At 48.0% G+C, this 11,941-nt stretch carries 9 protein-coding genes, 14 tRNA genes, 1 rRNA gene and 2 other annotated features; of the genes, 1 reads left to right on the top strand and 23 read right to left on the bottom strand.

The features are described from left to right. Positions 1 to 3: 3 nt before the first annotated feature. On the bottom strand, positions 4 to 1,206 hold the full coding sequence (gene glgD, locus BV910_RS03855) for a glucose-1-phosphate adenylyltransferase subunit GlgD (protein ID WP_240499788.1): 1,203 nt from the start codon (positions 1,204 to 1,206) through the stop codon (positions 4 to 6). After that, positions 1,139 to 2,293 (bottom strand): glucose-1-phosphate adenylyltransferase, encoded by a 1,155-nt coding sequence (locus BV910_RS03850; protein WP_015880913.1) that lies wholly within the window; start codon positions 2,291 to 2,293, stop codon positions 1,139 to 1,141. The genes glgD and BV910_RS03850 overlap by 68 nt, the downstream gene beginning before the upstream one ends. A 156-nt stretch (positions 2,294 to 2,449) precedes the next feature. Here BV910_RS03850 and BV910_RS03845 point away from each other — a divergent pair, with 156 nt between their 5' ends. Further along, a complete protein-coding gene (locus BV910_RS03845) occupies positions 2,450 to 4,240 on the top strand; it encodes a transglycosylase domain-containing protein (RefSeq protein ID WP_078146401.1) in 1,791 nt (596 codons plus the stop codon). Between the two features lie 38 nt (positions 4,241 to 4,278). On the opposite strand, the gene BV910_RS03840 is transcribed toward BV910_RS03845, so the two are convergent. The 21 genes from BV910_RS03840 to rrf form a co-directional block, all read right to left on the bottom strand. Beyond that, positions 4,279 to 5,154: a hypothetical protein gene (locus tag BV910_RS03840; RefSeq protein ID WP_078146400.1), complete on the bottom strand. Its 876-nt coding sequence runs from the start codon at positions 5,152 to 5,154 to the stop codon at positions 4,279 to 4,281. Beyond that, a complete protein-coding gene (locus BV910_RS03835) occupies positions 5,151 to 5,708 on the bottom strand; it encodes a DUF5366 family protein (protein ID WP_078146399.1) in 558 nt (185 codons plus the stop codon). The genes BV910_RS03840 and BV910_RS03835 overlap by 4 nt, the downstream gene beginning before the upstream one ends. Before the next feature lie 226 nt (positions 5,709 to 5,934). Further along, complete coding sequence (gene trmL, locus BV910_RS03830; RefSeq protein WP_015880908.1) at positions 5,935 to 6,408, bottom strand: tRNA (uridine(34)/cytosine(34)/5-carboxymethylaminomethyluridine(34)-2'-O)-methyltransferase TrmL; 474 nt, start codon at positions 6,406 to 6,408, stop codon at positions 5,935 to 5,937. 12 nt (positions 6,409 to 6,420) lie between these two features. Further along, entirely contained in the window at positions 6,421 to 6,861 is a 441-nt protein-coding gene (locus BV910_RS03825; RefSeq protein ID WP_078146398.1) for a methylated-DNA--[protein]-cysteine S-methyltransferase, read from the bottom strand. Beyond that, positions 6,842 to 7,990 carry a tRNA epoxyqueuosine(34) reductase QueG gene (gene queG, locus BV910_RS03820; RefSeq protein WP_078146397.1) on the bottom strand — a complete coding sequence of 383 codons (1,149 nt, stop codon included), beginning with the start codon at positions 7,988 to 7,990 and terminating at the stop codon, positions 6,842 to 6,844. The genes BV910_RS03825 and queG overlap by 20 nt, the downstream gene beginning before the upstream one ends. Positions 7,991 to 8,057: 67 nt before the next feature. Further along, positions 8,058 to 8,128 (bottom strand) — tRNA-Gly (locus BV910_RS03815). Between the two features lie 131 nt (positions 8,129 to 8,259). Next, a complete protein-coding gene (locus tag BV910_RS03810; protein WP_256363519.1) occupies positions 8,260 to 9,318 on the bottom strand; it encodes a DUF2332 domain-containing protein in 1,059 nt (352 codons plus the stop codon). A gap of 106 nt (positions 9,319 to 9,424) precedes the next feature. Next, a tRNA-Leu gene (locus BV910_RS03805) sits at positions 9,425 to 9,505 on the bottom strand. Positions 9,506 to 9,514: 9 nt separating this feature from the next. After that, positions 9,515 to 9,588 (bottom strand) — tRNA-Cys (locus BV910_RS03800). Between the two features lie 9 nt (positions 9,589 to 9,597). Next, positions 9,598 to 9,672: transfer RNA gene (locus tag BV910_RS03795), tRNA-Gly, on the bottom strand. 4 nt (positions 9,673 to 9,676) lie between these two features. Then, positions 9,677 to 9,751: transfer RNA gene (locus BV910_RS03790), tRNA-Gln, on the bottom strand. 7 nt (positions 9,752 to 9,758) lie between these two features. Continuing rightward, a tRNA-His gene (locus tag BV910_RS03785) sits at positions 9,759 to 9,834 on the bottom strand. A 16-nt stretch (positions 9,835 to 9,850) separates the two neighbouring features. Continuing rightward, a tRNA-Trp gene (locus tag BV910_RS03780) sits at positions 9,851 to 9,921 on the bottom strand. 3 nt (positions 9,922 to 9,924) lie between these two features. Continuing rightward, positions 9,925 to 10,008 (bottom strand) — tRNA-Tyr (locus BV910_RS03775). 5 nt (positions 10,009 to 10,013) lie between these two features. Beyond that, positions 10,014 to 10,089 (bottom strand) — tRNA-Phe (locus BV910_RS03770). A 31-nt stretch (positions 10,090 to 10,120) separates the two neighbouring features. After that, positions 10,121 to 10,196 (bottom strand) — tRNA-Asp (locus tag BV910_RS03765). 8 nt (positions 10,197 to 10,204) lie between these two features. Then, positions 10,205 to 10,278 (bottom strand) — tRNA-Met (locus BV910_RS03760). 16 nt (positions 10,279 to 10,294) lie between these two features. After that, a tRNA-Glu gene (locus BV910_RS03755) sits at positions 10,295 to 10,369 on the bottom strand. Positions 10,370 to 10,387: 18 nt separating this feature from the next. Beyond that, positions 10,388 to 10,478: transfer RNA gene (locus BV910_RS03750), tRNA-Ser, on the bottom strand. Positions 10,479 to 10,489: 11 nt separating this feature from the next. Beyond that, positions 10,490 to 10,564: transfer RNA gene (locus tag BV910_RS03745), tRNA-Asn, on the bottom strand. 8 nt (positions 10,565 to 10,572) lie between these two features. Then, positions 10,573 to 10,689, bottom strand: a 5S ribosomal RNA gene (rrf, locus tag BV910_RS03740). A gap of 108 nt (positions 10,690 to 10,797) precedes the next feature. Continuing rightward, positions 10,798 to 11,666: a sequence feature (23S ribosomal RNA rRNA prediction is too short), on the bottom strand. 30 nt (positions 11,667 to 11,696) lie between these two features. Continuing rightward, positions 11,697 to 11,928, bottom strand: a sequence feature (23S ribosomal RNA rRNA prediction is too short). Positions 11,929 to 11,941 lie beyond the last annotated feature (13 nt).

Genomic DNA, 11,941 nt, shown 5'->3' with positions numbered 1-11,941 from the left:
TCCTCATACCACTGTTCGTTTCGCGATGACAATCGGTTCGTCGATTGTGCCTCGGATGACCTGTCCTCGTTTTACAACAACTTCTTTATCCAAAATCGCGTTTTCAACGACAGCTCCTTCTTCAATGATCGATTTTGATGAAATGATTGAGTTTTTCACGCGTGCGTGTTTACTGACTTCAACACCACGGAAGAGAATACTATTTTGCACCTCGCCATGAATCTTACATCCATTTGCCACGAGCGCCTCGTTTACCTTTGATCCTTTCAAATAACGAGTCGGTGGCTCATGTTTGATTTTCGTGTAGATATGCGGGAAGTCATAAATGATGCCTTCGCCACGGAGTAATCGCATGCTTTCATTATAGTAAGAAAGCACCGAGTGAATGACCTGCATTTTCCCGACATAATGGTACCCGTGCACGTGTAAACGATGAAGCTGGGGACGAATGACGCCATCCAACAGGTCATATTCGCCTTTAGAGGTCGCTTCATCAACGAGACGCATGAAGAGATTCTTCGACATAATGATCGTTTCTGTGTACGTGTACTCATCATCCGGTGAGAATCCGCGCTCAGAGATGCCGACGACGCGGTCATTCTCCCCAAGGCGTATCGGACGGCAATAGCCACATTTCTGTTCATGGGTCGTATAGGCAAGCGTGATGTCCGCGCCCATCGATTTATGATGTGCGAGCATGTCGTTGTAGTCAATCGTCGTCAATACATTCGAACCTGTGATGACCACATACGGCTGCTTGCTGCGAATGAAGTGTTCACGGTGCATCGAGAAGTTGGCCAAGTCGCCAAGATACGCTTCTCCGTCCGGTTTCAACGCTGGTGGGAAGATGTGGAGACCGCCTTGCGAACGGTCCAAATCCCACTCTTTCCCTGAACCGAGATGATCCATCAATGAGCGATACTTATCTAACGTAAAGATCCCGACTTGATTAATATTTTGTGTGATCATATTCGTCAAGGTGAAGTCTATCAGGCGATAGCGTCCTGAGAATGGGACTGATGCCAGATTACGATGTCCAGTAAATTCCGGAAACAGACCTTGTTCCGTTCCTAAGTTAATGACCCCTAATAAATCGTTCGTCAACAGTAACGCCTCCTTGAGTGTCTCTTTACTCGTATCAAACTCTTTGTTTGAAGACGGTTCCACTTTCAATGTTTTCGTGTGGTTCAATAACAACGATTTCACCACCTGGCTCACCTACTGTCGCGCCGTCTTCAATGACTGCACAGCTAGCGACAATGGCTCTGTGAATTGTTACATCCTTCCCGATTCTAGCTCCTGGCATAATCACCGAGTCTTTAACGAGTGAACCTTCTCCAACACGGACATCGTAAAATAGCACTGAATGTTGGACTTCGCCTTCGATATGACACCCTTCGTTAATCACAGACTGTTCGACACAAGCGTCTTTTCCAATATACTGAGGAGTCTGGTTCGGGTTGACCGAATAGATTTTCCACTCCGGGTCATATAAATCGAATGGAGGCTCTTCTTCCAAGAGGTCCATATTCGCTTCCCAAAGAGACTGGATCGTACCGACGTCTTTCCAATAGCCTTTGAATTTATAAGCGAAGACGTCGAGTCCTTGAAGAAGCGTGTTCGGAATGATATTCTTCCCGAAGTCAAAGCTAGACGTTTCGTCTTCAGCATCTTTAATCAAGTGTTCGCGCAAGACGCTCCAGTTGAAGATGTAAATCCCCATCGAGGCCAAGTTGCTCTTCGGTTCTTCTGGCTTCTCTTCGAACTCATTGATGCGAAGGTCATCCGCTGTGTTCAAAATTCCGAAACGCGGCGCTTCATCCCATGGCACTTCCATGACAGAGATGGTTACATCGGCTTGTTTTTCTTTATGGGCTTCGAGCATTTTCTCGTAGTCCATTTTATAGATGTGGTCCCCCGAAAGAATCAACACATAATCCGGATCGTAATCATCGATGTAACTCAAGTTGCGATAGATAGCATTGGCCGTCCCTTCGTACCAGTTTTTCCCCGACTGTGCTTGGTAAGGTGGGAGAATGGCTAACCCCCCATTGCGACGATCTAAATCCCACGCCGTCCCGATTCCTAAGTAACGATTCAATTCAAGTGGCTCGTATTGCGTCAATACCCCGACTGTTGTAATTCCCGAGTTCGTGCAGTTTGACAATGGGAAATCGATAATGCGGTACTTTCCGCCGAAATTCACGGCCGGTTTCGCCGTTTTTCGCGTAAGAGGCCCCAATCGTTTTCCTTCTCCTCCCGCAAGGAGCATCGCAACCATTTCTTGCTTCATAAATAATAAGCCTCCTCAAAATCGTGATATACAACCTCTTTTACCCTTTTTCGTCCTTTCCTAAAGTATTCCTTCTCGAATTATTATATGATAACGTTTACATTTTTATTTTTTTTGTAAATTGGACGATATAATGTATAGAGAGAGGTGAAATAGATGAGAGCTTGGATTGGAACCTTATTTTTTGCTGGGCTTTTGGCCGCTTCCTTGTCACTTGCCACTGCATTGAAAGAAGAGATTGACCAGGCAGATGAAATTCTTTCCTGGGGACACGAGCTGGTATCGGCACAACCACTCTCGTCAAAGCATGCCGTCATACTCGCATACAACGGTGGAGAACAGCAGATCTACTTGACTGGCCGTAGAAATGACGTGTCTCCGAAAGCGTTGCCCGAACATATCCAAGATGCGATTATGACCATCGAAGACCGTAAATTCAATGCCCATCCCGGTTATGATTTGAGCGGGATTGCCCGGGCATTTATCAATAACGCAAACGAGACATCTGTCCAAGGTGGAAGTACGATCACGCAACAGTTGGCACGGAACGTGTATCTCACACATGAACGGACTTATGAACGAAAAGTGAAAGAGTTATTGCTTGCGCGAGCACTAGAAAAAAATTATAGCAAGAAAGAAATTTTAACAGCTTATAGCAACGTTATTTTTTTTGGGCATAATGTATATGGCATTCAATCTGCAGCCGATACATACTTTTCAAGACCGCTCGACGATCTGAATTGGAACCAACTCGCTTACTTGTTGACGGTGCCAAATAACCCGTCACTTTATGATCCTCTCAATCCATCCGACACTTTTTTCGAACGAAAGGACCGAATCTTGACGCAACTGTTTGAAGCGGGTGTTCTCTCGAAGAGTGCATATGATCAGTATCATGGTGTCAAGCTACAAGCGTCGTTTCGCATTCAAACGATTCAATACCCGGACTACATGGATACAGCCGTCCGCGAAGCGATTCAATTGGTACGGTCACGCTATGACTTAGACGATGCCGAGGCAAGAGATTATTTATCCACGCATGAAGCGACAATCGAGACTTACTTATCAACCGGGAAGCAGAAACAAGCAAAACAAGTGATGAGTCAACTTCCTCCCGGTGTGAACGGGGGCTATACGGAACTCACACCTCAAGGGAGAATCGTGGCCATGGTCGACTCTGAGATGACGCAAGTCGGCGAGTTCAACCGAGCGACCCAGGCGTACCGCCAACCTGGTTCCGCAATCAAACCGATCCTCGTGTTCGCCCCATTCATCGAAGAGACGGGAGCGACACTAGACACGGTACTTGACGGTCGTCCGGCTTGTTACGGTTCTTATTGTCCCGGAAATAGTCACAACCGTGTGTTAGGCGATGTCTTATTGAAAGATGCGGTCGCTTTCTCGTATAACACACCTGCGCTCGCCGCCTTCTCAGCAATCGATCAGGAACGCGCGTATAAGACAGCTGATATGATGTTCAGTCAATGGGATGAACAGGACGAGAACTTAGCGAGTGCGCTTGGCGGTCTCACACAAGGGGTCTCCCCAAAAGAACTCGCCGCCGCCTATACCCCATTCTTAAATAAAGGCGAGTATACATCCGGACATACAATCAAACAAATCACATTCAAGTCCGGTGAACCAACACTGACCCCGATCTTAACGGAAGAGACAGTCTGGTCTCCGGAAACGATTAGTGAGATGAAAAAAGCGTTATCGACCGTCACCTCATACGGTACAGGTCGCTATGCGAATCAGCTGAAACATGAGTTTGAGTATCTCGGAGGAAAGACCGGAACAACGAACGACAATAAAGATATGTGGTATGTCGGACTGACCGACCGCACGATCACCGCCATCTGGCTCGGTGCCGATACGCCCCGTCCGTTCCCGGAACTCGCCAACCGTGCGTATCCGGCGATTGTCTGGACACAGGCACATCAATAAAAGGAGTCAGCCACTGAAAAGTGGACTGACTCCTTTGCTTATGTTCGACGTTCAATCTGAAGTCGATAGGCTCCCCAATGCTCCATTAACTCGTCGTGATCGATGAGTTTCCAAGGATTGAAACGAACTTGACCATGTTTGTTGAAAAAGAGTCCTTCTCGCACACAGTAACTCGCATGAATCAGTTGCCCTTGGTCGTTCCAATACGTCAAGACGTCATTCGACCTTGGCGCATCATCCTTCACGGTTTCGTACTCACTTCTCTTTAGGGTCTGGAGGAATGTCTCCGGATGAACCCATTGGTGAACGACTTGTTCGTTTCCTGTGACCGCAAACAACGTCGCCGCGAGACAGTTACTTCCCTCCTGGGTGGGAAACCGATTTGCATAGTCCGCAAGATGCGAGGCAATCGAGTCATCACCGGGTTCCCCTTCCCAACGATCCCACTCCTTCGCATAGTCGAGCAGAAGAGAATGACGCATCTCGATGTCGAGCGCAATCCAATTTTGCGGATGCAAGACGATGAGATGCGTGCCATTCTTCTCTACAATCATCTCATTCGATAGACGTTTCATCTGCTCGACCGATATCGGCAAAACAAGGCCACGATGGGTCGTCACTTGAAATTCCATTAAACGTGTTTTGACGTGCTCCTGTAACTCCTTCAAAAAGCCAGAGAACGCATGGATGACATAAGTTACGTCTTGACCCATCTGCCACGTCACATATGGATTCGTAATATCGGGTCTACGGTAAAGCGGATGATTGAAAAATTCCTGCCTCGGAATCACGAGACAGGAACTCGGTATATCCTCAAGAAACGAAGAATCAATCCAATACAAGGTTTCCTCTGGGACAAATGATTGACACCAAGCTTCAATCACATCCGAGGTCGGTCCAAAAGAATGCTTCATAAGATAATATCTCCGACAGAGTTGAACAAGCGAAGGACCGACCAACCTAACCCGCTGATCAACGTCGCCCACATGACGGCCTGCATAAGCAATAAGCCGATGGCTCGTGGGACGGACATCGATTGGCTTACTTGCCAGACATAGTAAAAGAGATACATCAAGAGCGTTCCTACGAGGACGGCGATGACGGCGAGTAACGTGTTCAAAAAGAGAAAGCTGATTCCAGACCCGATGAGGAAGATGATGGCCCCAGGTTTGAGCCGATGAAGCGACGTGCCATTCGTTTCGCGCGCAAAAAAGGCGAAGCCGAGTTGATTGAACGTATCGGCCACCAATTTGAATGCGCTAAACAACATAAAGAAAATCGTGAAGAATACAACGAGCATGAGCACTTTCGTCTCTTGCACCGATAATAGTTCGATAATTTCACTATATACGCCAATTTGATTCAGCCATTGGATTACGTACTCGGAGGTCGCAATCGCAAGTGACATCGAAAACAAAATAATTCCGATGAGTGGGGCATAGCTCAGTAAGTACACATTCGTTTTCATGTTCCTTCTCCAATTTCACAGTAATTTCTTATATTCAGTGCAATTCACCTACCAAGTATATTATACTATTTATAGTTATGGAGAATAAAAGGGGGATTTTTGGATGGGCCTATTATTGATGGTTGGAATCAGCGTCGTCTTCCTCGCAGCAATTTTGACAGCTGGATATAACCGTAAACCTGAGGGTAACGAATAAGAGCCTGGATTCTTACGAATCCGGCTCTTTTTATTTCAATCCTGCATATCCCTGTTGACGAAGCGCCTCATAGACGATGATGGCTGCTGTATTCGATACGTTCAATGAACGGACGAGGTTCGATTGTGGCAGACGGATGCAGCGATCTAAATTGTTCTCGATGACTTCCATCGGTAACCCTTTCGTCTCACGACCAAAGACGAAGAAATAGTCACCGTCTACATCTGAAACGTCCAAATCACTCGGGTATTGTTCCCCGTACTTCGTAATATAAAAGAACTGACCATCCGGATGCTTCTCCCACAGCTCTTCTAACGAGTCATGATAGCGTACATCGACAAATTGCCAATAGTCGAGACCGGCACGTTTTAACATCTTATCATCCGTCGAGAACCCGAGCGGACGAATCAAATGAAGCACCGAGTTCGTCGCCGCACACGTACGTGAGACGTTCCCTGTATTTGCTGGTATTTCTGGTTGAAACATTACGACATGAATTGCCATGGTTGATTTCCCTCACTTTTTCATTTCAAATTCTAGAAGGCGTTGTTTCTCAGCCAATCCTCCCGCAAAACCGACTAGCTTCCCACCACTTCCAATGACACGGTGACACGGAAATAGAATCGGCAACGGATTTCGATTGAGCGCCTGACCGACGGCGCGAACGGCTTTCGGTCGACCGATTTGTTCAGCAATTTGCTTATATGTGCGTGTCTCGCCGTAAGGAATGGTCAAGAGCGCATCCCAGACCTCCTGTTGAAACGGTGTCCCGTTCATTTCGACGTAGACACGATCTGCTTCTTGAAACCCTGTCCGCTCGACTCGCGTCATGAGATCCCGCAACCATTCAGGCGCCTCTTCTCTCGGTTCATGTGTTGTGAACTCCAATTCGGTCAACTTACCTGCTCCATTTATCTCGTACATTAGCGGTCCCCACTTAGACGACACGATCTTCATGTGCCCACTCCTCTCGATATATGCGAATCTCTTCATGAACCATATCAGATGTTTCATTCCGTTCAATCTCTTCAAATATCGAATCGGCATCAGGTCCAAGAATCGCACCGATTGCCCAAACAGCCGTCGCGCGCATATCTTCGCGTTCATCCTGTTTAATGAATTCCCTTAAGATTGGAATCGCTGAAGGTTCACGGTAGTGCGCGAGCGCTAAAATCGCATTTCGTTGAATCGGTTTCTTCCCGCGCCATGCGCCTGATAAATGTCCGAACTTTTGTTTGAACTCCCGATTGCTTAATGTCAGAAGAGGCTCTAAGAGCGGTTTGACAATCTCAGCTTCCGGTAACAATTCTTCATGGTGGCGCCAGTCCTTTTTGCGATTATATGGACAGACTTGCTGACACGTGTCACATCCATATAATCGACCACCAAGCTTCGACCGAAACTCTCGTGGCATCAACGTCTTCATCTGCGTGAGATAGGCGATACAGCGCTTCGCATCGAGGACACCTGGTTCAACAAGGGCCGTCGTCGGACAAGCTGTCATACATTTATCGCAATCCCCACATCCGTCTTCAATTGCTTCATCCGGTGGTAAGTATACATCTAAAATCATTTCGCCCAAATAAAGATAGGATCCTTTCTCAGGAGAGATGATGGAACAGTTTTTCCCACTAAATCCAATCCCCGCACGTTCTGCGACAGCACGGTCGACGAGCTCACCCGTATCGACCATCGAACGCGTTCGCACGTTTGGAACCAATTCTTCAATGTACGCTTGAAGTTTGGCCAATCGATCGCCGACCGCCCGATGGTAATCGAGTCCCCACGAAGCACGAGCAAACAACCCTCGTCTCTCCCCGGCGACACTACGGGGCGCATCTTTTAATTTACTTGGATAGGCGATGGCGATCGCAATGATCGACTGTGCCTCTTCAAGCAGAAGTTCAGGATTTGTGCGTTTCTCTAAATCCGGTTCTTCGAATCCAGAGGCATATCCTTTCTCCTGTTGTCGAATGAGTCGTTGTTTCATGACGATGAACGGATCAGCTGTCGTCACTTTCAACTCATCAATCCCGATGGTTTCGGCATACGCTAAGATTTGTTGTTTTAATGTGTACGGGTCCATTCCGTTCACCTCCTCTATATATTTTCGCATACAAAAAATCTCTCCGCCACTCGGCAGAGAGATATGAAGCGGGTGAAGAGAATCGAACTCTCGTCATCAGCTTGGAAGGCTGAGGTTTTACCATTAAACTACACCCGCATGAAATATTGTTGTCGTTCAAGCGACTATAGTTAATATACACCTATACTATTAATCTGTCAACAAGTATTCGTAAGTTTTTCTAAATTCAATGAAATCAATATGTTAATATATCTTAATCATTCAAAAGATCATGAATGAAACAAAGAATCGAGTGGCGTCAGGATTTGAAATTGACGGCCGTGCCCCTCTGTTTCTGCAAACGTCAACGCTGTAAGTTGACCGTCCTGATACAAATCTACATGAAGGAAACGATCTTGGATATTGTTATAGATATGGAAGACGTCTCGTGTTTGTCCAATTCGCTCGACTTGCTTCAAAAGTTCTTCTTTGACGGGACGTGACATCTGATTTGCAACGTGTGTATGGAAGATACATAACGTCTCTGTCTCCGACACACGCGATACGAGATCTTGTAGCATCGTCACACCATCCCCTTCAATGAGCGTCACCATATTAAAATTGATTTCATTCATGGCAGCCTGAAGCAGTTGCCGTCGTGTCTCATGCTCTGGCCAGATTAACGCATTCAACCATGACCGCTCTGCTTGATCTGTCAAGTCCACAATGTTCAAATCGACACCAATACGCGTTCCGATGTCTAATGGCGTCTTAGCCTCGAGATGGAATGATTCGTTCGATTCGACGGTCGCTGAGATGTTTACTGATGAGATGCTTATCGGGTTGATTGGGACGCCATTATATTCATAAGCGTACTGGTCAACAAATAGTTGAAGCCCTGCACTCGTTCCGATTTCGAGCAGTGCGAGTGATTGCTTCGTCTGTTGTTGAATCTTCGAAAATATCGGATACAAGTAGGCGCATCGTCGAACCTCGTTCGTTTGCACACGACGGGTCCTCAATCGATGACGGATCTCACTTTCGTATGTATGGCAAAAAGCTAAAAAAGAGGGAAATACATCTTCAGCTTGTTTTGGATATTTTGTCACGCTAGGATAATAGGTGGCCAACTCATCAGCAGAGTGTTGAATTACCAGTTCATGAACAGATGCAAACAATAGATTTGGAGCAGGTTGTCCCTTTGGTATGTCTTCACACAAAGATAAGAGCCATTCATGCTGGGCCACTTCTCGAGCTAGCACTTCGTATAAGCGACTAGAACCCACACATTCGTTGTCAGCAAATCGGATGAACCGATTCGATTGTTCTGTAAATTGAATATCATCCACCTCGTTTCTTCTTGTTTAAAACATTCGAGCTGAATGAATGTCCTTCCTTCTCAAAAAAAAATAGCGAACAGAAAAAAGACCCTAACCTCAGTTAGAGTCATACGGATACCGGTGGTCGGAGTCGAACCGACACTCCAGAGGAACACGATTTTGAGTCGTGCGCGTCTACCAATTCCGCCACACCGGCATATTATGTTGGAGGCGCCAGTCGGAATCGAACCGACGATAAAGGAGTTGCAGTCCTCTGCCTTACCACTTGGCTATGGCGCCAAAAGTCATTGGAGCGGAAGACGGGATTCGAACCCGCGACCCCGACCTTGGCAAGGTCGTATTCTACCACTGAACTACTTCCGCAAAATGGCTGGGCTGGAAGGGATCGAACCTTCGCATGTCGGAATCAAAATCCGATGCCTTACCACTTGGCTACAGCCCAATAATAATGGGGCGACTGAAGGGAATTGAACCCTCGAATGCCGGAATCACAATCCGGTGCGTTAACCACTTCGCCACAATCGCCATGATGAAATTAAAACAGGGGCAGCAGGAATCGAACCCGCGCTGACGGTTTTGGAGACCGTAGTTCTACCGCTAAACTATGCCCCTAAGTGGTGGGGGGGGGCGGATTCGAACCGCCGAACCCGAGGGAGCGGATTTACAGTCCGCCGCGTTTAGCCACTTCGCTACCCCCCCACATATGGTGGCTTTGGACGGAATCGAACCGCCGACACAAGGATTTTCAGTCCTTTGCTCTACCAACTGAGCTACAAAGCCATATGTAGTATAATTGATTTCAAAATAAAAATGGCGGTCTCGACGGGATTCGAACCCGCGATCTTCTGCGTGACAGGCAGACATGTTAACCCCTACACCACGAGACCGGACTTAATTGCGGGGGCCGGATTTGAACCGACGACCTTCGGGTTATGAGCCCGACGAGCTACCAGACTGCTCCACCCCGCGACGATATAAAGTTAAATGGTGACCCGTACGGGATTCGAACCCGTGTTACCGCCGTGAAAGGGCGGTGTCTTAACCGCTTGACCAACGGGCCATTACATATTTGAAAAACTGGCGGAGAGCAAGGGATTCGAACCCTTGAGACGGTTTTGCCGCCTACACGAATTCCAATCGTGCTCCTTCGGCCACTCGGACAGCTCTCCAAAAGAGAAAGTGGCTCCGCAAGTAGGATTTGAACCTACGACCTACCGGTTAACAGCCGGTTGCTCTACCACTGAGCTATTGCGGAACGATTTTGCCTGGCAACGTCCTATCCTCACAGGGGGAGATCCCCCAACTACTTTCGGCGCTGAGACGCTTAACTTCCGTGTTCGGCATGGGAACGGGTGTGGCCGTCTCGCTATCGCCACCAGACAAGTATTATATTAACATTATTTATCGATAATGTCAACATATTTTAGAGAGATTGTTCTCTCAAAACTGAGGATTCATCAACACAAACCATTAGACTAGATCAAAGCCTCGACCGATTAGTATCATTCAGCTCCACGTGTCGCCACGCTTCCACCCATGACCTATCTACCTCATCGTCTCTGAGGGGTCTTTCTTGATTGCTCAAAGGGAAATCTCATCTCGGAGGGGGCTTCATGCTTAGATGCTTTCAGCACTTATCCCGTCCGCACGTAGCTACCCAGCGGTGCTCCTGGCGGAACAACTGGTACACCAGCGGTGCGTCCATCCCGGTCCTCTCGTACTAAGGACAGCTCTCCTCAAATTTCCTGCGCCCACGACGGATAGGGACCGAACTGTCTCACGACGTTCTGAACCCAGCTCGCGTACCGCTTTAATGGGCGAACAGCCCAACCCTTGGGACCTACTCCAGCCCCAGGATGCGATGAGCCGACATCGAGGTGCCAAACCTCCCCGTCGATGTGGACTCTTGGGGGAGATCAGCCTGTTATCCCCAGGGTAGCTTTTATCCGTTGAGCGATGGCCCTTCCATGCGGAACCACCGGATCACTAAGCCCGACTTTCGTCCCTGCTCGACTTGTAGGTCTCGCAGTCAAGCTCCCTTCTGCCTTTGCACTCTTCGAATGATTTCCAACCATTCTGAGGGAACCTTTGGGCGCCTCCGTTACTGTTTAGGAGGCGACCGCCCCAGTCAAACTACCCGCCTGACACGGTCCTCCAGCCGGATCACGGCTGCGAGTTAGAGACTCTATACGCAAAGGGTGGTATCCCAAGGGTGTCTCCACCGAAGCTGGCGCTCCGGCTTCACAAACTCCCACCTATCCTGTACATCGCGTACAAAGCCTCAATATCAGGCTGTAGTAAAGCTCCATGGGGTCTTTCCGTCCTGTCGCGGGTAACCTGCATCTTCACAGGTACTATGATTTCACCGGGTCTCTCGTTGAGACAGTGCCCAAATCGTTACGCCTTTCGTGCGGGTCGGAACTTACCCGACAAGGAATTTCGCTACCTTAGGACCGTTATAGTTACGGCCGCCGTTTACTGGGGCTTCGGTTCAGTGCTTCTCTTGCGATGACACATCCCCTTAACCTTCCAGCACCGGGCAGGCGTCAGCCCCTATACTTCATCTTGCGATTTAGCAGAGACCTGTGTTTTTGCTAAACAGTCGTTTGGGCCTATTCACTGCGGCTTATGT

The organism is Exiguobacterium sp. HVEsp1, from assembly GCF_002009685.1.
Classification (GTDB): domain Bacteria; phylum Bacillota; class Bacilli; order Exiguobacteriales; family Exiguobacteriaceae; genus Exiguobacterium; species Exiguobacterium profundum.
Note: the sequence above shows the minus strand (reverse complement) of the source record. Positions and strands in the feature narration are given on the sequence as shown.